Origin of the sequence: Litchfieldia stipae (genome assembly GCF_014837155.1) — a bacterium.
Taxonomy (GTDB): Bacteria; Bacillota; Bacilli; order Bacillales; family Bacillaceae_L; genus Litchfieldia.
Genome location: NZ_JACYHA010000002.1, coordinates 15393 through 37765, shown reverse-complemented (window position 1 = coordinate 37765; position 22373 = coordinate 15393). Strand labels below are relative to the sequence as shown.

Genomic DNA, 22373 nt, shown 5'->3' with positions numbered 1-22373 from the left:
AACTTTTCAGGTCCCTCTTACGACTAATGTTACATAGAAATGGAGGGATTCATTTGACTTACTTTAAATGGCTGTTTTCTATAGTATTGTTGATACTAGTTGTTTTATCTGGCTGTAGTAATGAGGACACAAATTTCAAATTAATAGCAAGCGAAAAAACACTACCTACAAATTTTTATGAGATTGCATTTGAAAGAACCTCACCACCTCTCTATCATTATCTTATTGACAAGGTAACAAATCAAAAAGATTTTGAAGACAAATGGAAAGAATTTGGGTTTGAAAGTGACATTCCTAGTGAAAACCTTGATGACAAAATAGTCTTCTTCATCGGCCTTCAAGAATCAGGTAGCTGTCCTTATGATTTAGAAACGATTGAGATAAGCTCTGATTACAAAACGTTGACTTTGCCATTATCAGAACCTACTGGAAACTGTACAGCAGACGCAACTCCAAGGACATTTGTTATTGAGTTTGGTTATGAAGAAGGTAAAAATATTGAAAAAGTCATTATTGTTCAAAGTGAAATTGAAACAAACATCCCTATCAAAGACTAATACATTCACTCAAGAAGCCTACATTTATAGGTTTCTTTTCTTTTTTAAATTGCTTTAGATTCGCAAATTATCTGACAATAATTTAATATAAGGATAAGAAGGAGGGTTAAAATGAAGAAAATAAAAGTTGGTATCATTGGAACTGGCTTTGGTGCTAAGGTTCATGCACCAATGATGAAATTTCACGAAGGCTTTGAGGTTGTAGCAATTTCAAGTGTGTCTAGAGGAAATATCGACCAAGTCAAGAAAGAAAGCCTAGTCGATAATGTTTACACTGATTGGAAAAAGATGCTCCAGGAAGAAGACCTTGATTTAGTAGTTATCGCTTCTGCAGTTTTCCTTCATAAAGAAATGGTTCTAGCAGCTTATGAAAAAGGGTTACATGTTATTTGTGAGAAACCAATGGCGCTAAATAGTTGTGAAACTGAAGAAATGCTCTCTGTAAGAAACAATGCTGATAAATTTGGATTAATCAATCACGAGTTTCGATTCTTACCCGCTCGGACAAAAGTAAAAGAGCTACTAGACAGTGGCGAATTAGGAGAGCTATTACATATCAGATATGAATGTACATTTGCTAGCTATGAATCACTTACATCAAGATCAAGAGGTTGGCTTGGTCAAAAGGAAGCTGGCGGAGGTATGTTGGGAGCACTCGGTTCACATATGATTGATACCCTTCAATGGTGGACATCAGCTACCTTTAAAGAAGTATTTGCAAATCTGCCAATACACGTTCCTACTTATACTGATTCAGACGGAGCAATAGACGTTCGCACTGCTGATGATGGATTCCAAGTAATTGGTAGACTAGCTAATGGGGCAACTGTCACATTAGAGCTTGTTTCCGCTACACGACAAACAACAAACACCTGGCGATTAGAGATATTTGGAACAAATGGAACACTATCTATGCTAGATGACAACCAAGTATTTTTCTCATACGGTGATACCAAGTTAGAGGAAGTAGAGCTTTCACCTGTCATTCATGCACCAGTTGAAATGCCAGAAATAGCTGCCAGATATTATAATGGATTCCACCGAATGCTTGACGCACTCAAAGAATCCTTTGATTCTGGGGTCAAGCACCCGTATCTCGCTGATTTTGAAAATGGCCATCAAACTCAATTAATCCTAGACGCGATTCGTATGTCATCTCTTGAAGGGAAAAAGATACAGCTTTAAATAGAAGGCTGTTTTCCCAACGTTTGTTGTTTTAGTTGTACATTATTTAAAAGATAGAATTCTAGCAGACTGAATACGCTCAAGACTCCCCTGGAATGCGTGAGCCAAAGTGAAACCCCACAGGACGCGGAATGTATTCAGGCTGCGACGTTAAAAGCAACAATTTTTACGAATACAGCCAAATAGAAACAGGAAAAACAAGACTTATTCTTGTTTTTCCTGTTTGTTTTCTGTCTTAATTCGATCATCTGCAGTAGGTGGTTGCTCCAACCATTTATTTTTTATCATTAGATGTGAGAACTGAGCTAGAATTTTAAAATCTCGTGATATTGCCGTTTCACAATGTACAACTAAATCTGCTCGCAAACTCGATACAGCTGCATAGGTATAATATGTGATTGCCATATTGAACAAAGTCCCTACATGAAATAACATAAGCTTATCTGAAAAAGGAGCAACTGTAGAATCTGTTATTTCTAAATCCAATGATGTAGGCGTGTGTAGATCATTTTTATGTAAAATGGAAGAGAATAACCCGATATGCTTCGTGATGACTTTTAATCCATTTTCCATAAATTTACGAACTTCATTTGACTTACATACTTTACTAAAACCCAATGTAATCCCTTTTTGTAGCATGCTTTTCTTCAAATTAAAAAAAATATTTCCACTTTCAACCGAATTTAAAGGTCTATAATTCCCAAATACATCGGCGACATAACTCATACTTGTTATGCACTCTATTTGCTTTTGTGTAGCAAAATACGGAGATTTCTCGTACATTTTTCTTGAAATAAGGACTTCAATCGATCTATTGTAAACCTCCATGCTATCATTCAAGCATTTATGATAAAAATCTCTAAGATCTTTTCTTGCTGAGGTATTAAAAGATAGACTATATAACGAAGTTCCATGCATGGACATTCCTTAAATATAACTCATCCAGAATTTATCAGAAAATAATGGTGGAGCGTTTAAATTAACATCATCATCAATAAAACCGTTAGGAATAGGAAAGTTTTCTTGATTGAATATGTTCTCTAGAACTTTTATGTGATCATTTGATAATTTTAATGAATACTCATAAATAGAGGTGATTTCTGGGTCCTTAGCACAACTTAATACATATTTGCTAACACATACTGCCATCGTTTCTCTAATATAATGAGCCCACAAATTAGAAATTTCTTGAGAACTTACTCTATTGATATCCATTTATCAACTTTCCTTTCTAAACAATCTTCTTATATATTGTTCTTTGTACTGTTATTTATTCTTCTTTTTGCTAGTTTTTTACTTCACACCCTTCATTATGAAAAAAAGTGCTAATCTTAATAAAGATCAACACCTTGTCCTTCTTATATTATTTAACTTTCAGTGTCACTTTTGTATTCTAAAATATCTCCTGGTTGACAGTCTAAAGCTTTACAAATTGCCTCTAACGTTGAAAAACGAATCGCTTTCGCCTTGCCATTTTTAAGAATAGACAGATTTGCCATTGTTATCCCAACATGCTCAGAGAGTTCTGTTACGCTCATTTTCCTTTTTGCCAGCATCACATCAATATTAATTATAATTGCCATTGTTATCACCTCAGACGATTAAGTCATTCTCTGATTTTATATCTATCGCTTCTTGTAATAGTCTTTGAAGAACTGCAGCAAAGACTGCGATTACCATAGGTACAAAAATTGGGACCATTCCGAATAGCACAAGTCCAGGAGCATCATCTAATTCTGCAAGAAGAAATACAAAAGGTAAAACGACTACATACACACCACTTATTAACATCGCACAGTGTTTGATATTTTTTAAAGCTTTTACCGACAATTCAGAGAACGCTTGGTTCTTATCAATATAGCTTAAAAGTTTAAAAGCTTGGTACAGTGCGACGTAGAATGGGATTACTGATACAAGTATCCCAGTTATAATTGGATAGAGTATATGTGCATAATCGGGATTTGCAGGATTCTTTACAATCTCAATTCCTCCGAATATACACACAGCCAGAACTGGAGTTCCAATTAAGAATAAAGCTATTTTCAAAAATAATGTTGACCCTCGTTTCATTTAAAAAACACCTCACATATTTATTGTCTAATTGAATTTACCACAGTATTTATTGTTTTCCAATAAATATTTATTAATTTTTAAGATATTTTTGTTGCTAAGCACTTCTAACCTCAAACAAAAAACATCCCTATAATTAGGAATGCTTAAGTTTGTAGTACATGTTAACTAACAAATAATAAACGAAGGCAGAACTTAAAATAAAGAATAAGAACTCCTTTATCTTTTTAGATTCCATTTGTATTTCTTCATTATAATGAAGATTACCGGCACTATTTATCGAGATAGGAATTGTAAAAATTGATAAAACAAGAACCAAAACAGCAAAAATACCAAATAAATTTAACACAGATCTAATAGTTATTTCTTTTTTAGTAACAATTTCAATCTGATGAGACGTTTGTGTCTTTAATTCCACCCGTACATCCCCCTAATTGTCATTTAGCAATTAATGCATAAATACAGGTATCTCTTATTTCTGTTCCATCTACAGACAGATCATCTTTACGTAAAATACCTTCAAGTTGAAACCCAAGTCTTTCTGGTATAGCACGACTTCGCAAATTTTTCGCATCACATCGTATTTCAACTCTTTTTGCTGAAAGCTCTTCTAAAGCAAATTTAGTAATCCCTTCTACTGCCTCTGTCATATACCCTTTGCCACACTGCCTGCTGTCAATCCAATATCCTATTTCAAATTTCGGTAAATCCCAGTTAATTCGGTGTAATCCAGATGAACCTACAAATTCTCCGCTTTCTTTGTGGAAGATTAATAATCTTAAATCTTCTCTCTTTAAAAATAGTAGATGAGCTTCACGTATATTTATTTCAACTTGCTCCTCACTTTGTTGTTTTTGCGCAAAAGGCATCCACAGCTTGAGCTCATTGATCGAAGCATTAATCGCTTCATATACGACTTTCCCGTCACCTGGCTTGGGAAGTCGAATGATTAGTCTTTCCGTTTGAAATTCATGATGAAAATCTAATAGAAGTGGATTCATCTATAAAACCTCCTTTTTATCATAAAATAAATAATTTGGCCTGACATCATACTTTAAAATCAAGAATCATAACTAATTCCCCACTTTGTCGAAAGAGTTATACCAACAAGAATGAAAACAGACAACAAGACTATTGCGAGAATAAACATGCCCATTACCGCCTTTTTCCTTGCTGAAAAATAGGTATCACTTTCAGTATACTTTTTCATAAGCGGGTTAGTGTTAAATATTTTATCCCAAATCAATGTTAGCCAAGAATTCATCATTAGTAAAAACACTAAAAAAAGGAAGATTCTAAACCAAATTGGTGGTATTAAGACAAAAGCAGCTGTCGTAGTATTGATTAATACTAAATATCCACTAACATAAGAATAATTTCGTATAAATATTTTTATAAACACTTCAATAAACCCATTCGCTGGTGTCCGCTTTTTTAAGATACGCTTAGACTTTCGAAACAGAAATGGCTTTGTACGTTTTGAAACATGTGGTTTCTCAATTTCTGGTGCTGCCATAAAAATGGCTTTAATTATGCTTGTTTTTCTTTCTTGCTCCATTTCAATCTCATAATCTAGTGAACTAACTTTTCTTATAGTTGTTAAACTCAGATAAATTGATAAAAACAAGAGAGTCCAAGCAGAAATATAAACAACTAGTAACAGCCCATTATCAAACATTGTGTAGATAAAGTGTGTGAACCAACTATAGCTCATAAACACTAAGATACCTACCCCTATTTTCTTCCACCTTGATTCAATTTTTCTTAAATAATATTTGACAAGCATCAAGGATACCTTTAAGGAAATAAAGAAAAGTAGGAGAGAAATAATTCTATGCCAATCTAAAGAATAGTAGTATAACAAAAATGGGAGTAAGATGAATATAATCGCTGTAGTCCTGATTGACTGATTTATGAGAGAGTAACTATACCCCCATTTTTTTAACATCCAAATAGATTCATATCTCTTGATCAAAAAAACCTTGTCTGCTTCTTCCAGATATGTACGAATATGACCGTTCCAAGAGAGTAAATATAGAATAAAGAACAAGGTAAAAAGCGGAAACCCCTCAATCCATGATGGAATATCATACCACCAAGAGCGATAAATAAAAATAAAAATAACGATTGATGGAATAATGAGATACAGCCATATCGTCCAATCAGCAATTGTCTTAAATACACTAAATTGAAATTTCAAATCTTTGAGTAACCGATTACTAAACAGTTTGCTACTCTTCATTTCCATTACCCTCAGCAATAAAATGAAAACATTGATAGAGTGATCCTGTAGGAAGATTACATTGAATTCTAATTTCCTCTAATGTACCCGATGCCATTAAATGCCCATTATTAATGATGATTAAACGATCACAAATCTTTTCAGCCGTATCTAGAACATGTGTGGACATCAAGATACCAGCACCACGTTCACGTTCTATCTCAATTGAATCAAGAAAAAGCTTCATTGCGTTTGGATCTAACCCCATAAACGGCTCATCGATAATGTACAATGATGGATTTGCAATCATCGCTAAAATTAACATTGCTTTTTGCTGCATTCCCTTAGAATATTTTGTTGGAAATTTATGAGCATGTTCAGCTAATTGGTATTGTTCAAGTAAATCACTAGCTTTATTCTTAAATTCTTTGTCAGATAGCCCCTCCACTGCAGCGACAAAATCAAGATGTTCCCACAATGTTAACTCATCATAAAAAATAGGTCGTTCAGGAATATAGGAATAATTGGATTGTTTTTCAAAGATGACTGAACCTTCAGTGTGTTCTAGCAATCCTAAAATGGTTTTTATGGTCGTACTTTTACCAGCACCATTTGGACCAATCAACCCTATTAGTTCTCCTTTTTTCACATTGAAATGAACATCTGTTATTGTCGGTTTCTCCTTCTCGTATCCCGCTGAATGAATTCCTACTGTTAATAAAGTCATCCTTTAATTCTCCTTACTATGATATAAACTCTGTATTCTCCTAATAAAAAATAATTAATTATCCTCTCCATTGATATTTTTGTAAATCAATGGTTCCACCAACACCTATTTCTACGCCTTCGTTTTCAAGGAATACCCATTGCTCGTTAAAAAGTTCTTCATTTTGTAAGGCAATCTGTCCTTTTGCATTTATCACACGATGCCATGGTAACCGATGTTTTTTACTCATTGAATGGAGGATGCGAACAACTTGACGTGCAGCTCTAGGGCTTCCAGCTAATTGCGCAATTTGCCCATATGTCATGACCTTCCCTTTAGGGATGCCTTTAATGATATCCATAACTTTTTCTGTAAAAGGTGTCACTTAAACAGGTCCCTTCATGTGTTTTATTTCGAAAACACAAATTATTCCACTAAATTATACCATATTTTCTAGTATAAATTGACAAATAAAATAAAAGTGACTCCAAATAGGCTGAAGTCACTTTCGTTTTATTTGTACTTTAATTGTTAGTTACTCTCATACTTCTCTTTTAGGTAGTCCATACTGCCATCAATGTATGGCTCCTGTGTATCTTCCATTAAAATATTGATAAAAGGCTTTTTCTCTTTTAATAATTTCATCACTAGGTCATAATTAAGTAGGCCTTTTCCAACTGGAGCAAACTTTAATTTGCCATCTTCAATGATAAAGTCCTTTGCGTGAAGAATAGCTAGACGATCCCCCAATAATTCAAATGCTTCTTGAATAATTTCATCTTGATTCTTATACGTTTCTGCGGTTAATAGGTTAACTGGATCAAGAATTACTTGAAGATTATTAGAATCAATTGTATCTAATAGACGTCTCATTACCTTTGATGAATAAATCGGATGATTGACCCCTGCTTCAACTCCAACAATCACACCAAACTTCTCAGCTTCTTGAACAAGCTCACGAACACTTTCTACCACTTCTAAAAAAGGCTCTTCCTTGAAATTTTCTTCTGTATAGGAAATTTCTGCATTTACATTACCAGTTTCTGTCCCAACGATGCTGCAACCAAAGTCTCTAGCATATCTTACATGCTCTTTAAAACGGTCCAGTGCTTTTCTTCTTTCATCCATGTCAGGATGAATCATATTGATATAACAACCTAACACTGCGATTTGAATATTTTTATCGCGAAAAGCACTCCCTATATAGTGAGCCATCCCTGGACTTAGGCTTCCGTTGTCTGTATTGAAATCGAACGATTTTGCAAGAGCTAATTGAACCCCTTTTAGGCCTTTATTTGCAATTACTTCTACAAGCTCTTCTAATGGTAGTTTCTCAATGTCATGTCCTCTGATACCGATATTCATTTTCTCGCCACCCTTTTTTTAATTAGACTGTTTCATACTGATTGTTGCTATTCACACCTCAGCCTGACACTCCGCGTCCTGTGGGGTGACTGGTGAGCCTCCTCGTCGCTTACACTCCTGCGGGGTCTCACTTTGGCCACGCATCCCACGGGAGTCTCCGTGTATTCAGTCTGCTAGAAACTAATTTCTATTCTTAGAGCAACAAACTTTAAGAAAAAAGCCTTAAAATATAATTAAATTCTATTATAAAACACTTTCAAAAATCTTCCTATTGCTTTCCATCATATAGAACGAAAGCAATGATAAAAAATAGCCGCACCACTGTTCAAGGTGATGCGGCATTTGTACATTTCTAGAAAGTTATAATTAACTAATTATCTAGCTAACCAACCACCATCGATTGCTAAGATATGTCCGTTTACATAATCTGAAGCTCTACTTGATAAGAATACAACTGTTCCCATTAAGTCAGAAGGATTCGCCCAACGATTTGCTGGAATACGAGATAAGATTTCAGCATTACGCTTTTCATCCGCACGAATTGGTGCTGTATTTGCAGTTGCCACATAACCTGGTGCAATCGCATTAATTTGAACGTTATGCTCTGCTAATTCATTAGCAAATGCTTTAGTAATACCAGCCACCGCATGCTTACTAGCAGTATAAGGAGGAACAAATTTTCCACCTTGGAAAGCAAGCATTGAAGCGATATTGATGATCTTTCCACTCTTTTGCTCAACCATAACCTTTGCAACCTCTTGGCTTAAGAAGTATACAGAGTCTAAGTTGATTGCCATTACTGCATTCCAATCCTCTTGCTTGTACTCCAGTAATGGATTACGACGAATTGTACCTGCATTGTTTACAAGAATATCAATTTTCCCAAAAGCTTCTACACATGCTGCAACAACATCACTAATTGTTTCAGTCTTTGTTAAATCAGCTTGGAAGAACTCAATTCTACGTCCTTCTTTTTCTACTAATTCTCTAGTTTCATCCCAGTTCGTATCATATGTTACAACAAAAAGGTCTGCCCCAGCTTTTGCAAGTGCAACTACATAACCTTGTCCTAAACCAGTATTACCACCAGTTACGATTGCTGTCTTACCTTCTAAGTTAAAGAAATCTAGTGAAAAATCTTGTAATTGGTTTGTCATTGTTATTTCCTCCAGTATTGTGTTGTCTAATTAAATTTGTGTATTAACGTAATTCTTCCATTTTCACCATATCCATATCGGTATAGGTAATGTTCTCTCCACACATACCCCAAATGAATGTATAGTTACTTGTAGCAGTACCCGTGTGGATTGACCAGCTTGGTGAAATAGCAGCTTGTTCATTTGACATCACTAAGTGTCTTGTTTCTTCTGGTTTGCCCATGAAATGGAATACTCTTGTTTCTGGCTCCATGTTGAAATACAAGTACACTTCCATACGTCTCTCATGAGTATGACAAGGCATTGTATTCCACACACTACCAGGTGAAAGCATTGTTAATCCCATTTGAAGCTGACAGCTTTCACACACATTCGGATGAATATATTGATAGATTTTGCGATCATTCAATGTTTCTGATGATCCAGCCTCTAATGGTACAATTTTGTTAATATCAATCTTAACTGTTGGATAAGTGTGATGTGCTGGTGTTGAATTAATGTAAAATTTAGCTGGTGCATTTGCATCCTTAGAACGGAATAATACTTCCTTCGTTCCTCTACTTACATATAAACCATCACGTAATTGCATCTCGTACTCAACACCATCAAGTACTACTACGCCATCACCACCGATATTGATAATCCCCATTTCACGACGCTCTAAGAAATAGTCTACTCCAAGCTCTTTATCAAGCTTAATTGTTAACTCCTCTTCTGCTGGTGTAACACCACCAAAGATCATGCGATCATTGTGAGTATAAGTTAATAGTACTTGGCCAGGATCAAAAAGCTTTTCTACTAAGAAGTGCTCTCTTAATTCATCGGTTGTATATTTTTTTACATCTCCTGGGTAAGTTGCATAACGAGTTTCTAACATATCTATCATTCTCCTTCTCTATTAATTTTAAAAAAGTCTTTATCTTAAACTTTATTCGTATAAATTATTGCTTTAAAAACCGCATCCTGAATACACTCCCCGTCCTACGGGGTAACCGGTGAGCCTCCGTGTTTCAGGCTGCTAAATTTATTTATCTAAAACAACTACCTTATCTTAAGATTTCACCAGGGTTTGTTCCTGCAAATTTGAATACTTCCTCTGCTGAAAATGCATTAGCATCTCCATGTACAGTGTGCTTCAATGCTGAAGCAGCTGTTGCAAATGAAATGACTTGGTCAGGTGCCAGTTGCTCTACTAATCCGTAGATCACACCTGAAGCAAATGCATCTCCTCCGCCGACACGATCTACAATTTGACTAATATGGTGCTCCTTTGATTGATACAACTTACCAGCCACATAGTGATTTCCTTGTAGTTTGTTATTCGAAGCTGAAAGTACGGTTCTAAATGTAGAACTCATCACCTGTATATTTGGATATAATTTCTGTATTTCCTTATAGTAGTATTCTAGTTTTTCAGTTTTTGAAAGCGACTCATCAGCTTGCTGAATACCAAGTAGATAGATTGCGTCTAATTCACCACAGAAACAAATATCAGCATAAGGTAGTAAAGGCTTCATGGCTTCAGCTGCTTCCTTTTGACTCCAAAGACTTGCTCGATAGTTAAAATCAAAGCTAGTCCTAACACCTAACTCTTTTGCTTTCTTCATTGCTAGTAAGGCTAACTCCCTTAATCCAGGTGATAAAGCAAGAGTGATACCTGACATATGGAAGACTTGAGCATCATTTAAGATCGCTTCTAAATCTAATTCATCTACAGTTAAGTTTGAAAAACTGGAATATTTTCGATCATAAGTAACCTGAGCACTTCTTTCTCCAATTCCAGTTTCTAAATAGTAAGTTCCAAGACGTTCTCCGCCTTTTACTAAGTAGTCTGTATGAACTCCATTTGAAAGCAAATGACGTTCAACCGCCTTACCTAGTGCATTATTTGGAACCTTACTAACAAAGTAGACATCAAAACCAAATTGAGAAAGTGAAACACCAACATTAGCCTCAGCCCCACCATAATGCATTGAAAGGGAGCCTGTTTGAGATAGTCTCTCTCCAACACCAGTGGATAAACGAAGCATTATTTCTCCTAGAGTCACTATCTTTTTCATATATTTAAGCCTCTCTCGCTTCTTTTACTTTTGCTGTATATTGTTTTGCATATTCAGTAATCTGATCATAATCACCAGTTTTCGCTGGAGCCACTAAATTACCCCCAACTCCTACTGCTACACAACCATTTTTAATCCACTGATCAACATTGTCTAAGCTAACTCCACCAGTTGGCATTAAGTTAACTTGAGGAAGAGGTGCTTTAACAGCCTTAACAAAATCAGGACCAAAAGCGTTTCCAGGGAACATTTTTATGATATCAACACCGTGTTCTAATGCATGTTTCATTTCAGTAATTGTCATACAACCAGGCATGTAAGGAATTTGATATAAATTACATAGTTTTGCAGTGTCTGCATCAAAGCAAGGGCTTACGATAAACTGAGCACCTGCCAATATTGCAATACGTGCTGTTGCTGCATCTAACACAGTCCCTGCACCAACTACGACTTCTGTATTCCCAGCATAGAGTTTAGCTAGTTCTTTAATAACTAAATCAGCATCTTGAATGGTAAAAGTAATCTCAATCCCCATAATGCCACCTTTAACACATGCATCAGAAATCTTGATCGCTTCTTCTTGAGAATCAGCTCTTACAACAGCAACTACTCCACAATTTGATATTTGAGATAAAATCTTAAATTTTTTCATATATGTCCTCCAGCAACGAGATTCTCCAAAATTTCTTATTTGGAAATCAAGTTTATTATTTGGAAACTACAAATTTATTATATATAATATTCTATAAGATTTCAATCATTCATTAAGAAAAATCTTTTGTTTTTATCTTTTTTGTGTTTGAATATCATTAATTATTCACAATTTCATCTTTATTTTGTTTTGAAACGCTTTGTTTTTACCATTGGAGGTTGATATTTATCTGTAAGTAACTATAATTACTTGATATACTTGCCATTCTCACTTAATGGTTATGATATGAAGAGAAGTTTCGATCAAGCTCATATAACTATGTAAGAAAGGATATATACATGACTACTCCAAAACAACCTTATGGAACCGTACTTCTAAAAGCGAAATTGATATTAGATTTTTTATCTAGCTCGAATGAACCACAGAGCTTAAATAGTATTTCAAAACAAACAGAATTAACAAATTCTACTGCATTAAAAATTCTAGATACCTTGCTACTAATAGGCTATGTCCATAAAGACAGTGACTCTAAGAAGTTCTCCCTTGGACAAGCACTTATCAAATATGCAAATAAAGCAATTAACCAATTAGATATTAAAGATATTGTTAAACCACATCTAGAAAAACTTAATAATATTACATCAGAAACAGTCCATTTAGGGATATTAGAAGATAAAAATATTGTTTATGTGACTAAATTGGAAAGTAAAAATCCAGTAAGCTTGTATTCTCAAGTAGGAAAAATCATTCCACTTTATTGTTCAGCTATGGGTAAAGCGATATTAGCTGAAAAATCAGATCAAGAAATCGAACAATATTTAGACCAAACGACTCTTGTTCAATATACTGCCACTACATTAACTACAAAAGAGGCGTTTTTTAATGAGATTCAAAAAATTCGCAAACATGGATATGCTTTTGATAACTCAGAGCACGAAAATGATGTGTTCTGTGTAGGTACTTCCCTAACGTTAAACGAGAGAAACTATGGAGCTATCAGTGTAAGCGTTCCAAAATATCGATTAACAGCTGAATTCCGTCAAGAAATTATCGATGCGATTCAAAAGTGTAAATTGGATATACTAGCAGATTTACAATAAATAAGAACAAAACCAGCCTAGATTGGCTGGTTTTTTATTTACTAGGTCTCAAAATGATCAAATTTATAGTCCAAAAAGATTCGGCAGGAATAAACTGATTTCAGGTATATATGTAATTAACATAAGAACAACGAATATTGCTGCATAGAATGGAAGTAATGGCTTGATTACTCTCTCAATCTTCACTTTAGCTACACTTGATCCAACAAATAAACCTGTTCCAACTGGTGGAGTGATTGTTCCGATACATAGGTTAAAGACGAATAATAATCCAAAGTGGACTGGGTCAATGCCTAAACCTGTTGCAATTGGTAAGAAAATTGGAGTGAAGATAAGAATTGCTGGAGCAATATCCATAAAAGTACCAATAATTAATAAAATCACATTGATTAACAATAGAATGATAATTTTATTATCTGAAATTCCCATAATGAAGTCACTTAATGCCGCTGGAATCCCAGTTAGTGCCATAACAAATGACATAATTGATGAAGCAGCAATCAATAACATGATTGTTCCTGTCATTTCAACCGCTTGAACAATAACTGCAGGTAATTGCTTAACTGAAATGGATTTATAATAGATCATTGCTAAGAATAGAGAGTAAACTACACACACAACAGAAGCTTCGATTGCTGTGAACACTCCTGTTAAAATACCACCGATAATAATAACAATAAGTAGTAAACTTGGGATTGCTTCGACAACTACTTTTTTTATTTCTTTCTTAACTAATTTATTAGCAATTGGATATTTTCTTTTCTTTGCAATAATATAAGCAACAGCCATAGTAGCTAATCCCCAAAGAATACCAACCACATATCCACCCATGAATAATGCTGCAATAGAAGTACCACCACTAATTAATGAATAAATAATGAATGCAGAACTAGGAGGAATTAACATCCCAGTAGGTGCAGAGGCGATATTAACAGCTGCAGAATAAGTATCTTCATATCCTTCTTTTTTCTGTAACGGTACCATTACTCCACCAATTGCTGTTGAAGCTGCAATAGCTGAACCTGAGATTGAACCGAAGAACATATTACCCATGATATTGGTATGCGCTAGTGAACCTGGAATTCTACCACCTAGTAATTTAGCGAAATTAACTAATTTAATAGCAATTCCTCCATTATTCATGATAATTCCAGATAAGATAAAGAACGGTACTGCTAATAATGAAAAACTATCTAAGCTTGCTACCATTTTTTGAGCTGAAGTAAATACCGCTACATCAAATGGTAACACTAGTAATAATGTAGCTAAGGATGCAGCTGCGATGCTGACTGCAATTGGGATACCCACTGCCATTAATACGGCAAATACAAGGACTAAGATTAAACTGGCTTCTAATACCATTATGCTCACCTGCTTCAATTATTTTAGTGTGATAAACCTATCTCCAAATGCTAAGCTACTAGGCTGCATTTCTCTTTGAATTAACCTCAATTTCTTTCTTTTCCTTCAACAAATTGAGAATATTGTAAGTACTATAGAATAGTGCGAATACACCTGATACTGGCAATGACAAGTAAATGAGTCCCATAGGGATACCAAGTGATGGCGAAATCTGACCCATTGTTAAGCTTGTCGCTTTTCCTCCACCAAACAACATGATGATGGCAGCAAAAAGGATGAAAATAATTTGTACTAAAATATCCAACTTCACTCTAGGACCATCTTTTAATTTATCTCTTAACATTGTGATGGCGATATGTGTATTTCTACCTATTACATAAGCAGCTGCTAACATTGCTAACCAAATGAGACTAAATCTTAAAAATTCTTCTGTTACTGTACTTGGACTATTGAATACATATCTACTTATGACCTGCCATGAACCGACCACGATCATAATCACGAATAATGCAACAGTGATGGTTTCTAAAGTTCTATCAAGTATTTTCTTCATACGATCCATCTTGTTTTCCCTCCTATCCTTCATTCACACTCAAGCTTTTAATTTGTTCGTAAATATCTTTAAAATCAGGATTATTCTTAAATTGCTCATGTAGAGGTTCTACTGCTAATTGAAATGGTGCTTTATCTACTTCATTAAAAGTTACACCGAATTCGTCAATCGCTCTTTGCTTAGTAGCTTCAACAGCTTCTTTCCATACACTCTTCTCATATTGTGTCGATTCATAAGCAGCTTCTAATACTGCATTTCGGTGTTCTTCACTTAGTTCATCTAAAGTTGCTTTATTTATGATAACGATATCAGGAACACGTCCATGCTCATCATATGAGTAGTACTTTGATACATCTCCATGTCCACCTTCAGTTAAAGCGAATTCATTATTTTCTGCTCCATCTAAAATCCCTTGCTGTAATGACGTATAAACTTCACCAGCTCCCATTGGCGTTGGTGATCCACCTAATAACTCAACCATCTTTATTTGAGTATCACTTTGCATTACTCGGACTTTTTTCCCTTTTAAATCATCTGGATGTTCAACTGGACCATCTGTAAGATAGAAGCTTCTTTGACCAGAATCATAGTAAGTTAACCCAACAAAGCCTAAGTCTTCTGTCGATTGATAAATCGGCTTTACAATATCACTTTCCATTACTTCGTAGAAATGATTCTCATCATCGAATAAATACGGTAGTCCGAAGATTGAATATTTATTTGAGAAACTCTCAAGTGCTCCACCGTTGACCTTTGCAATTTGCACGGCACCTGTTTGTGTAAGTTCAATTAATTCTCTTTCAGAACCTAATTGGCCATCTGGGAAATACTCAACAACAACTTCACCATTCGTTTTCTCTGCCAAAATCTCTCCAAACTGTGCCATTGCATCCATTAGAGGTTTCGCATTACTACCATAGGCGAATCTCAAAACAACTTTATCATCCTGTTGGTTACTACAACCCGCAAAAAACGCTAGAAAAAGCATGCATAGTACAAATACCAAAATGTTCTTTTTCATATCAGTTTCCTCCAAAAATATAGTTCTAGCTTCGTAATATTACAGATGTGTGAACGTTTTCATATATAGGCAAAAATTAATGGTAACGCTTTCACCACAAGGTAAAGAAATATTTGAGAACGATTTCATAATAGTATCTTGTATCTGTAATCGTTCCCATAAAACAAGGAACATATTGTTTATATATTTCTAGAAAGGGAATCCGTCATTAGATCCCTTTCTAGTCTATTACCTAAGGTGTTTAAATTCTGCTAATCATTCAATTAAATATATGAATGTAAAAATTCAGATAAACTTAATACTGCAAGTGATTGACCATAAGGCATTGTTGTGATTTTAATTTCTTTATAGAATTCAAGACTGTCACCCATTCCAGTTCCAACTGAAACCTTTTGAACTGCACCATCTTCTCCAATTTCATTTACTAGACCTTGGATTGCTTTATGTGCTACTACTTTATAATCTTGACTGATATAACGTTTATGAACTGATTTCAACATGCCATATGCAAATCCAGCTGTAGCTGAAGCTTCCAAGTATGAAGTCTTGTCATTAATTAATGTGTGCCATAGACCGCTTTCATGTTGATACTTAGCTAACGCTTCAACTTGTCTATTTAAAGTATCGATTAGGAATTCTCTGAAGAAATCACCCTTCTTTAAATCAAGGATTTCGATGATTTCTGGAATAGCAATTGTGATCCAGCAATTTCCTCTTGCCCATAGAGCTTCAGCATAATTATGGTTCTCTTCAAATGTCCAACCATGGAACCATAATCCAGTTTTTCTATCAGATAAGTATTTAATGTGAATTAAAAATTGTTTCTTAGCTTCTTCGATATATTCAGGCTTATTTAATAGAACACCGATTTTAGCTAATGGTAAGACAGTCATCATTAGGGTGTCATCCCATAATTGATTTTTATTTTCTGGACCGTATGTCATATGCTGTAAACCGTCTTCCTTCGTACGAGGCATATCATACATTACCCATTCTGCCCAGTCCTCTAAATATGGAATGAATGTCTTATCTTTTGTGTCTTCATAAAGATAAGCAAGTGTTAAAAATGGTGCCATTGTATTAACATTTTTTGGTGGTACACCTTCTTCGAATCTAGCATTAAACCAATCTGTAATAATTGTTAATGCTTTTTGATCGTTTGTAAGTCTCCAATATTTATAGATTCCATAAAGGCCAACACCTTGAGGCCAGTTCCAAACATTCCAGCTTTTATCATCTACTACTAAACCATCAAAGTTTAATAAGAACTCACCTGTATTATCTTTTATTTGGGAAAGATTATCCATTAGTAAATTAATGTAATTTATTACTTCTTTTCTTTCAATAAATGTTTCATTCGTAATCATGTCAGACCCTCCAATTAATTATAGCGAAAAAATCTTGTTGTGTTTTTTTAGTAAACTTTTTACCCTCGAAAGCAATTTCAAAGATTCATTTTCGGTTAACGCTTTCACAACTCTTAATGCTATTGTAAGGGTATCAATAAACGAAGTCAACATAATAAAAGACAAAAAATAAGGATATTTTATGAAAATCAACATCTTCAAACTTGTTTGTTTTTGTTTTTTTGCCTTTTTATTGTTTTTCTTTTGTATTGTCGTTTTTTGTAAATTAATAAATAATTAGGAAAACCTACTAAAATAGGGATTTTCGAGGTGAATATCAACATCTATGGAGATTCTAATGAATATTTTTTATTTTCTTAGTCAAGCTATTAATATGAAGAACAGTATAAAATATATACTAATTATTTTGGGGTATTTTCTTTGGAATGGAATTCTTTATTTGTATGTGTATGTGGAAGGAGTTTTCAATTTATTAAAGGATTGAAAACTCCTCAATTCTTTATGTGTAGGTCTTTATTTTCCCTTGATCAGTTTGATTTTTTTTGCTTTAGCCTGCTCTGGGTAGCTCTCTGCTATTTCTCCGTCAATTGAAACTTCTACTTTGTCTCCTTTTCTGAAGCTTGCAGTATCACTCAACCGTATTGAAATGAGTCGAAGATTTTGCGTTAGGATTTCACTTGAAGACATGTCCTTCACTTCATTAAATTGCTCTTCAGTTATATTTGTAGCAACTAAGATCGATTGCTCAGTAAGCTCGATGATATATCCTTTAACCTTCATATTTGAGCAACTTACAAGAAACATAGTCAGAACTAAAAGAGTAAATATTTTACTAAAGTTTTTTATGTTCATCACCTCTTCATAAAATTATCCCTCAACAAGTGCAAGATACTTCAAAAGCTCATCACCGAATTCGACTATTAATATATCTCCTCTCTCTTTAACGGAGAAAATCTTAGCACCCACTGGGAGTTTGTTCGACATCTCATCAATAAATTCTGTGTTTATTTCATTTTTTGTTTTAATCTCAGCAAGTTGTTCGTCTTTTGACAACATTAACTCATCTACCCAATCTATATTGGTCTTGTAGATCACTCCATTATATTGAAAAATATCTGCATCTGGATCGAGTCTCAGCGTTTCTTCAGCATCAATATTGCCTATCGACACAGTTGTTGTTTGTGAATAGTAAAAAATGATGACTAGTAATGGAACGAGTATGATCATTCCTACCATTGAATATTTTTTCACCATTGATGCACCTCCTCACTTAATAAATATCTGTCCTTTATGGATTAGACGCATATTCATAAGAAAAGTTACGGATATCATTCTACATTAATTAACGGGATATAATGCCGTCGCTCAATCTAATATAGGAAGTTGATCATTAATTTGATACGTTGTGGACTCTTCTAAGGAAACTGTTTTGGTGTTTTCAGTAAACGGAATATACTCAGATAAATCAACATCCTGTGTACTTACGACCTCAAGACTCTTTTCATAAGATTGATACCCTTCAAAAGCAATCAGGGTAACTAACATTAAACAATAAAAGAGAATGATACTATTTTTTATTAATTTCTTTCTTATTTTCCCATAGATTGCAAGTATGCTATTGATGATAAGTCCTATCGTAAAAATTGGAACAAATATGACATAAAACTCTGCATCTCGGATTAAAGAAAGTATGATTATTACAAAAAAGCCAATAAAACCAAAGACAATAACTGTTATAACTGTTCCAAATAATTTCATCTTATCTTCCTGAGATATAAAATCATTAATCTATCAACCATCTTGAGATTACCATATTTTTCAATACTTTCATAGACATGGAAATTTTATTGTTATCCTATTTGAATACACACAAAAACCCACTTAAGCGAAAGTGGGTTTTATCAATTGATTTAGTTATTATCGAACGTTCATATCGTTTGGATGTGAACCTTTGCGTCTATTGATGTTTAATTGATTAATTTGTTCCATTTCTTCTGCGTTAAGCTCAAAGTCAAACACATTAAAGTTCTCTTCGATTCTTGACGGTGTTACTGATTTTGGAATAACGATTGTGTTGTTTTGTAAATGCCAGCGTAACACAACTTGTGCTGGTGTTTTCTCGTGAGCAACAGCGATCTTTTTAACCGTTTCGTCTGCCAATACTTCTCCACCCTGATCTAATGGGCTCCATGCTTCAACGAAAATATCATGTTTTGCACAAAACTGTTTTAATTCATTTTGCGCAAGGTATGGATGACATTCAATTTGATTTAGGACTGGCTTTACTTCACATTCATTTAGAATTCTCTCTAAATGCTCAATTTCAAAATTACATACACCAATTGCTTTTACTTTGCCATCTTTGTAGAGCTTTTCTAGTGCTTTATATGTATCAACATACTGATCGAATTGTGGAGTTGGCCAATGTACTAAATATAAATCAACATAGTCAAGCCCTAATCTTTCTAAGCTTTCATCAAATGCACGTAGAGTATTTTCATACCCTTGATCACTATTCCATACTTTTGTTGTAATAAATAATTCTTCACGAGGAACAGATGATTCTTTAATTGCTTTACCAACACCAACTTCATTTCTATAAATCATCGCAGTGTCAATCGATGTATAGCCTACTTCTAGTGCTTTTGCAACAGCAGCTGTAGCTTGATCATCAGCTACTTGCCATACACCAAATCCAAGTTGTGGCATTTTTAAACCGTTGTTTAAAGTTACATAATTCATGTAAACATTTCTCCTTTTCCTCTATCATTTCATTTATTAATAACATGAAGTACTATCAATTTATAGAGTACCATAAATACCCATCATTTAAAAATTCTAAGACTTTAGGTTGTCCTAATTTCCTGCTTGATCCATTTCCCATTTAGAAATTTCAGCTCTGACACGAGGTGCAACTTCAGTTCCTAATAGTTCTATTGCTCGCATAACATCTCCATGTGGCATGGTTCCAACCGGTACATGAAGCATAAATCTAGTGATTCCCACATTCTTACGTAGATGAATGATTTTCTCTGCTACAGTGGTTGGATCACCAACATATAATGCCCCGTCAAAGCTCCTCGCAGTATCAAAGCTTGTGCGATCATAATGTCCCCATCCTCTTTCCCTTCCGATTTTGTTCATAGCTTGTTGCGTAGAAGGGAAAAATTTATCAGCAGCCAACTGAGTCTCTTCAGCAATAAAGCCATGTGAATGAGAAGCAACTGGTAACTTAGATGGATCATGACCAGCATGCTTTGCTGCCTTCTTATATAACTCAACTAATGGAGCAAATTGAATCGGACTACCACCAATGATAGCAAGCACAAGAGGAAGTCCAAGTAGACCAGCTCTTACGACAGATTCAGAATTCCCACCATTGTATAAGGTTATATTTATGGTTAAAAAATAATAATCTTATGAGTACTTAAGTTGTAGTAATTTCTCCCGAAAATTAATGGGTGAAATTACTCGAAAAAATCTAGTTTTAATTTTTTTTGATTTAATTTTCTTGATAAGAACTGCCTAATTGACAAAACAATATATTTTGCAATTAAAAATGCTGTTAATGGCAGTATCCTTTATAAATGTAAAATAAGCCAAAATACGCAAGTAGTGCATAAAAACTTGCATATTTTAGGCTCATTATTTTTTTCCTTATTGTGTTAGATCCCCTTTTATTATTAGTACAATACTTCATAATCTGCTTCTTTAATCAAACAATCGAGGTTTTAATAGATAAGAATACCATTATTTAATTTGTGCATTTGTAGTTTCTAAATAAATATTTTCGGTTTTCTTAATCTTATTGACAAACCACTTCACAAATACACCTATTAAAAAATATAAGGGGACAGAATAGCTATGGTTCCAATTTATCATCTTGAGACAATTTAAATTTAAAACATATATCATATTATACCGATAAGATAAATCATCAGTTTAAAAGAATTGGTATTAATTATTATTTAAGTTGAAGGTGAAGACTTTTCTCTGTAATTTGTTTAAGCCGACAGCTCCTTAGATTCTACTATAAACTGTTCATTACTACCTCGTACTTCTATATGGTTGTTCCAAACATAGAATTTCAAAAAATAAAGAAAGGTGAATACCCTTGTTAATCATTCTCTACCCGTTTGTTTAGGTGTATTCCTTTACACTCTCACTCCACAATAAACCTGAGGCTACGTTAAACTGCCCAGCTTTTTCTGTTATCTCTAATGCCGTTAAGTTATCCATTTCGACTTTATTCATCTCAGGGGTAAAATGATTAACCACTTCAATATTTGGACTCAAAATTACTGCTCCGGCACTTACTCCCACAAAAACTGTTTTCTCCATTGCCACCTTGTTCTTTCGAATTAACGGTTATCTATCTTTTATAATCTTTGTATTATTAATGCACTTTTTATCAATCTTATATTTACTAAGTAATATCGTTGTTATTCTCCTTTCACCTTTTTGTATTAGTTCTCTTATTCTTTCAGGTGTAAGTTCTAACATAGCACCTACTTCTCTTAGTTTCATAGGTTTTTCTTTAACCCCATAAATAGAAACCAAGACAAATTTTTCTCTCTCCGATAAATAATTTTTATGTTCAAGATAGACATTGATAATCCTCTTATAATCAAAAGATTCTCTATCATTTAATAACTTATAGTATCGCTTAGTTTTATGTATCCTTTCATTTCCCAACATTTCTACATAATAAAGTGCATCTTCTCTAGAAATCATGTATATCCCCCAACTCCTTTCCCTAACTATCTTATTTTATCTTTATTTATTATCCTTCTTCCCTTCATAGTTCACAATATAGATTAAATAATAAAGACGATCACCTTTTATGTAATCGTCCGCCTCATTGTCGTTATTTAGTTACAAGTATCGTTGTACTGTGAAGCAGATGACTTTGTTTCGTGTCAACATTTGGGTACATTACATTTTAGATCAATGCCCCTTTGTCCACTAAGCGACAAAGACCTTGGGATGAGTAAATG

26 protein-coding genes and 2 pseudogenes are annotated in these 22373 nt (G+C 34.2%); 3 read left to right on the top strand and 25 right to left on the bottom strand.

The genetic code is table 11. The features are described from left to right. Positions 1-53: 53 nt before the first annotated feature. Entirely contained in the window at positions 54-557 is a 504-nt protein-coding gene (locus tag F7888_RS02390) for a hypothetical protein (RefSeq protein ID WP_191776866.1), read from the top strand. A 111-nt stretch (positions 558-668) separates the two neighbouring features. Further along, positions 669-1742 (top strand): Gfo/Idh/MocA family protein, encoded by a 1074-nt coding sequence (locus F7888_RS02385; protein WP_191776864.1) that lies wholly within the window; start codon positions 669-671, stop codon positions 1740-1742. A gap of 204 nt (positions 1743-1946) precedes the next feature. Here the strand turns inward: F7888_RS02385 and F7888_RS22440 are convergent, their stop codons facing one another. From F7888_RS22440 to F7888_RS02320, 14 genes and pseudogenes are all read right to left on the bottom strand, one after another. Further along, positions 1947-2468 (bottom strand): DUF3231 family protein, encoded by a 522-nt coding sequence (locus tag F7888_RS22440; protein ID WP_225228584.1) that lies wholly within the window; start codon positions 2466-2468, stop codon positions 1947-1949. 30 nt (positions 2469-2498) lie between these two features. Continuing rightward, positions 2499-2957: pseudogene (locus F7888_RS22435) on the bottom strand (DUF3231 family protein); the annotation flags it as partial. A gap of 152 nt (positions 2958-3109) precedes the next feature. Then, positions 3110-3325 (bottom strand): helix-turn-helix domain-containing protein, encoded by a 216-nt coding sequence (locus F7888_RS02375; RefSeq protein WP_191776862.1) that lies wholly within the window; start codon positions 3323-3325, stop codon positions 3110-3112. Positions 3326-3335: 10 nt separating this feature from the next. Next, positions 3336-3812 carry a DUF2975 domain-containing protein gene (locus F7888_RS02370; RefSeq protein ID WP_191776860.1) on the bottom strand — a complete coding sequence of 159 codons (477 nt, stop codon included), beginning with the start codon at positions 3810-3812 and terminating at the stop codon, positions 3336-3338. A gap of 136 nt (positions 3813-3948) precedes the next feature. Beyond that, positions 3949-4230, bottom strand: coding sequence for a hypothetical protein (locus F7888_RS02365; RefSeq protein WP_191776858.1), 282 nt, complete (start codon positions 4228-4230; stop codon positions 3949-3951). Positions 4231-4249: 19 nt separating this feature from the next. Then, the gene (locus tag F7888_RS02360; protein WP_191776856.1) at positions 4250-4813 is read right to left on the bottom strand and encodes a GNAT family N-acetyltransferase; all 564 of its coding nucleotides are present in this window, start codon (positions 4811-4813) and stop codon (positions 4250-4252) included. 59 nt (positions 4814-4872) lie between these two features. Then, positions 4873-6054, bottom strand: coding sequence for an ABC transporter permease (locus tag F7888_RS02355; RefSeq protein WP_191776854.1), 1182 nt, complete (start codon positions 6052-6054; stop codon positions 4873-4875). Continuing rightward, complete coding sequence (locus tag F7888_RS02350) at positions 6044-6760, bottom strand: ABC transporter ATP-binding protein (RefSeq protein ID WP_191776853.1); 717 nt, start codon at positions 6758-6760, stop codon at positions 6044-6046. Before F7888_RS02350 ends, F7888_RS02355 begins: the two co-directional genes overlap by 11 nt. 58 nt (positions 6761-6818) lie before the next feature. Next, complete coding sequence (locus F7888_RS02345; protein ID WP_191776852.1) at positions 6819-7124, bottom strand: MGMT family protein; 306 nt, start codon at positions 7122-7124, stop codon at positions 6819-6821. A gap of 146 nt (positions 7125-7270) precedes the next feature. Further along, complete coding sequence (locus F7888_RS02340; RefSeq protein ID WP_191776851.1) at positions 7271-8104, bottom strand: sugar phosphate isomerase/epimerase family protein; 834 nt, start codon at positions 8102-8104, stop codon at positions 7271-7273. 374 nt (positions 8105-8478) lie between these two features. Continuing rightward, positions 8479-9261, bottom strand: coding sequence for a 2-dehydro-3-deoxy-D-gluconate 5-dehydrogenase KduD (gene kduD / locus F7888_RS02335; protein ID WP_191776850.1), 783 nt, complete (start codon positions 9259-9261; stop codon positions 8479-8481). Positions 9262-9304: 43 nt separating this feature from the next. Further along, positions 9305-10147, bottom strand: a complete 843-nt coding sequence (kduI, locus tag F7888_RS02330) for a 5-dehydro-4-deoxy-D-glucuronate isomerase (protein ID WP_225228565.1) — start codon at positions 10145-10147, stop codon at positions 9305-9307. A gap of 160 nt (positions 10148-10307) precedes the next feature. After that, positions 10308-11321: a sugar kinase gene (locus F7888_RS02325; RefSeq protein ID WP_191776849.1), complete on the bottom strand. Its 1014-nt coding sequence runs from the start codon at positions 11319-11321 to the stop codon at positions 10308-10310. Between the two features lie 4 nt (positions 11322-11325). After that, positions 11326-11973 (bottom strand): bifunctional 4-hydroxy-2-oxoglutarate aldolase/2-dehydro-3-deoxy-phosphogluconate aldolase, encoded by a 648-nt coding sequence (locus F7888_RS02320; RefSeq protein WP_191776848.1) that lies wholly within the window; start codon positions 11971-11973, stop codon positions 11326-11328. A gap of 338 nt (positions 11974-12311) precedes the next feature. Between F7888_RS02320 and F7888_RS02315 the strand changes: the two genes are divergently transcribed. Further along, positions 12312-13073: an IclR family transcriptional regulator gene (locus tag F7888_RS02315; RefSeq protein ID WP_191776847.1), complete on the top strand. Its 762-nt coding sequence runs from the start codon at positions 12312-12314 to the stop codon at positions 13071-13073. 63 nt (positions 13074-13136) lie between these two features. Here F7888_RS02315 and F7888_RS02310 read toward each other — a convergent pair whose 3' ends face one another. From F7888_RS02310 to F7888_RS02260, 11 genes and pseudogenes are all read right to left on the bottom strand, one after another. After that, entirely contained in the window at positions 13137-14435 is a 1299-nt protein-coding gene (locus F7888_RS02310) for a TRAP transporter large permease (RefSeq protein WP_191776845.1), read from the bottom strand. Between the two features lie 58 nt (positions 14436-14493). Further along, positions 14494-14997, bottom strand: a complete 504-nt coding sequence (locus F7888_RS02305; protein WP_225228564.1) for a TRAP transporter small permease — start codon at positions 14995-14997, stop codon at positions 14494-14496. Between the two features lie 13 nt (positions 14998-15010). Continuing rightward, positions 15011-16009, bottom strand: a complete 999-nt coding sequence (locus tag F7888_RS02300) for a TRAP transporter substrate-binding protein (RefSeq protein ID WP_191776844.1) — start codon at positions 16007-16009, stop codon at positions 15011-15013. A 263-nt stretch (positions 16010-16272) separates the two neighbouring features. Then, positions 16273-17376, bottom strand: a complete 1104-nt coding sequence (gene bglB, locus F7888_RS02295) for a beta-galactosidase BglB (protein WP_191776842.1) — start codon at positions 17374-17376, stop codon at positions 16273-16275. A 513-nt stretch (positions 17377-17889) separates the two neighbouring features. Continuing rightward, positions 17890-18156, bottom strand: coding sequence for a DUF3221 domain-containing protein (locus F7888_RS02290; RefSeq protein WP_191776840.1), 267 nt, complete (start codon positions 18154-18156; stop codon positions 17890-17892). An 87-nt stretch (positions 18157-18243) separates the two neighbouring features. Next, on the bottom strand, positions 18244-18630 hold the full coding sequence (locus tag F7888_RS02285; RefSeq protein WP_225228563.1) for a hypothetical protein: 387 nt from the start codon (positions 18628-18630) through the stop codon (positions 18244-18246). A 111-nt stretch (positions 18631-18741) separates the two neighbouring features. Beyond that, complete coding sequence (locus F7888_RS02280; RefSeq protein WP_191776838.1) at positions 18742-19134, bottom strand: hypothetical protein; 393 nt, start codon at positions 19132-19134, stop codon at positions 18742-18744. 159 nt (positions 19135-19293) lie between these two features. Beyond that, positions 19294-20118, bottom strand: coding sequence for an aldo/keto reductase (locus tag F7888_RS02275; RefSeq protein ID WP_191776836.1), 825 nt, complete (start codon positions 20116-20118; stop codon positions 19294-19296). A 114-nt stretch (positions 20119-20232) separates the two neighbouring features. Continuing rightward, positions 20233-20757, bottom strand: a pseudogene (locus F7888_RS02270) (LLM class flavin-dependent oxidoreductase); the annotation flags it as partial. 759 nt (positions 20758-21516) lie between these two features. Beyond that, a complete protein-coding gene (locus F7888_RS02265; RefSeq protein WP_191776834.1) occupies positions 21517-21717 on the bottom strand; it encodes a type 1 glutamine amidotransferase family protein in 201 nt (66 codons plus the stop codon). Between the two features lie 27 nt (positions 21718-21744). Beyond that, positions 21745-22110, bottom strand: coding sequence for a sigma factor-like helix-turn-helix DNA-binding protein (locus F7888_RS02260; RefSeq protein WP_191776832.1), 366 nt, complete (start codon positions 22108-22110; stop codon positions 21745-21747). Positions 22111-22373 lie beyond the last annotated feature (263 nt).

What these genes read in the sequence shown, in the direction of transcription:
- F7888_RS02385 (WP_191776864.1), top strand. Translation starts at nt 669, where the DNA reads ATGAAGAAAATAAAAGTTGGTATCATTGGAACTGGCTTTGGTGCTAAG.
- F7888_RS22440 (WP_225228584.1), bottom strand. Translation starts at nt 2,468, where the DNA reads ATGAGTTATGTCGCCGATGTATTTGGGAATTATAGACCTTTAAATTCG.
- F7888_RS02375 (WP_191776862.1), bottom strand. Translation starts at nt 3,325, where the DNA reads ATGGCAATTATAATTAATATTGATGTGATGCTGGCAAAAAGGAAAATG.
- F7888_RS02370 (WP_191776860.1), bottom strand. Translation starts at nt 3,812, where the DNA reads ATGAAACGAGGGTCAACATTATTTTTGAAAATAGCTTTATTCTTAATT.
- F7888_RS02360 (WP_191776856.1), bottom strand. Translation starts at nt 4,813, where the DNA reads ATGAATCCACTTCTATTAGATTTTCATCATGAATTTCAAACGGAAAGA.
- F7888_RS02355 (WP_191776854.1), bottom strand. Translation starts at nt 6,054, where the DNA reads ATGAAGAGTAGCAAACTGTTTAGTAATCGGTTACTCAAAGATTTGAAA.
- F7888_RS02350 (WP_191776853.1), bottom strand. Translation starts at nt 6,760, where the DNA reads ATGACTTTATTAACAGTAGGAATTCATTCAGCGGGATACGAGAAGGAG.
- F7888_RS02340 (WP_191776851.1), bottom strand. Translation starts at nt 8,104, where the DNA reads ATGAATATCGGTATCAGAGGACATGACATTGAGAAACTACCATTAGAA.
- kduD (WP_191776850.1), bottom strand. Translation starts at nt 9,261, where the DNA reads ATGACAAACCAATTACAAGATTTTTCACTAGATTTCTTTAACTTAGAA.
- kduI (WP_225228565.1), bottom strand. Translation starts at nt 10,147, where the DNA reads ATGATAGATATGTTAGAAACTCGTTATGCAACTTACCCAGGAGATGTA.
- F7888_RS02325 (WP_191776849.1), bottom strand. Translation starts at nt 11,321, where the DNA reads ATGAAAAAGATAGTGACTCTAGGAGAAATAATGCTTCGTTTATCCACT.
- F7888_RS02320 (WP_191776848.1), bottom strand. Translation starts at nt 11,973, where the DNA reads ATGAAAAAATTTAAGATTTTATCTCAAATATCAAATTGTGGAGTAGTT.
- F7888_RS02315 (WP_191776847.1), top strand. Translation starts at nt 12,312, where the DNA reads ATGACTACTCCAAAACAACCTTATGGAACCGTACTTCTAAAAGCGAAA.
- F7888_RS02310 (WP_191776845.1), bottom strand. Translation starts at nt 14,435, where the DNA reads ATGGTATTAGAAGCCAGTTTAATCTTAGTCCTTGTATTTGCCGTATTA.
- F7888_RS02305 (WP_225228564.1), bottom strand. Translation starts at nt 14,997, where the DNA reads ATGGATCGTATGAAGAAAATACTTGATAGAACTTTAGAAACCATCACT.
- F7888_RS02300 (WP_191776844.1), bottom strand. Translation starts at nt 16,009, where the DNA reads ATGAAAAAGAACATTTTGGTATTTGTACTATGCATGCTTTTTCTAGCG.
- bglB (WP_191776842.1), bottom strand. Translation starts at nt 17,376, where the DNA reads ATGATTACGAATGAAACATTTATTGAAAGAAAAGAAGTAATAAATTAC.
- F7888_RS02290 (WP_191776840.1), bottom strand. Translation starts at nt 18,156, where the DNA reads ATGAAGGTTAAAGGATATATCATCGAGCTTACTGAGCAATCGATCTTA.
- F7888_RS02285 (WP_225228563.1), bottom strand. Translation starts at nt 18,630, where the DNA reads ATGGTGAAAAAATATTCAATGGTAGGAATGATCATACTCGTTCCATTA.
- F7888_RS02280 (WP_191776838.1), bottom strand. Translation starts at nt 19,134, where the DNA reads ATGAAATTATTTGGAACAGTTATAACAGTTATTGTCTTTGGTTTTATT.
- F7888_RS02275 (WP_191776836.1), bottom strand. Translation starts at nt 20,118, where the DNA reads ATGAATTATGTAACTTTAAACAACGGTTTAAAAATGCCACAACTTGGA.
- F7888_RS02265 (WP_191776834.1), bottom strand. Translation starts at nt 21,717, where the DNA reads ATGGAGAAAACAGTTTTTGTGGGAGTAAGTGCCGGAGCAGTAATTTTG.
- F7888_RS02260 (WP_191776832.1), bottom strand. Translation starts at nt 22,110, where the DNA reads ATGATTTCTAGAGAAGATGCACTTTATTATGTAGAAATGTTGGGAAAT.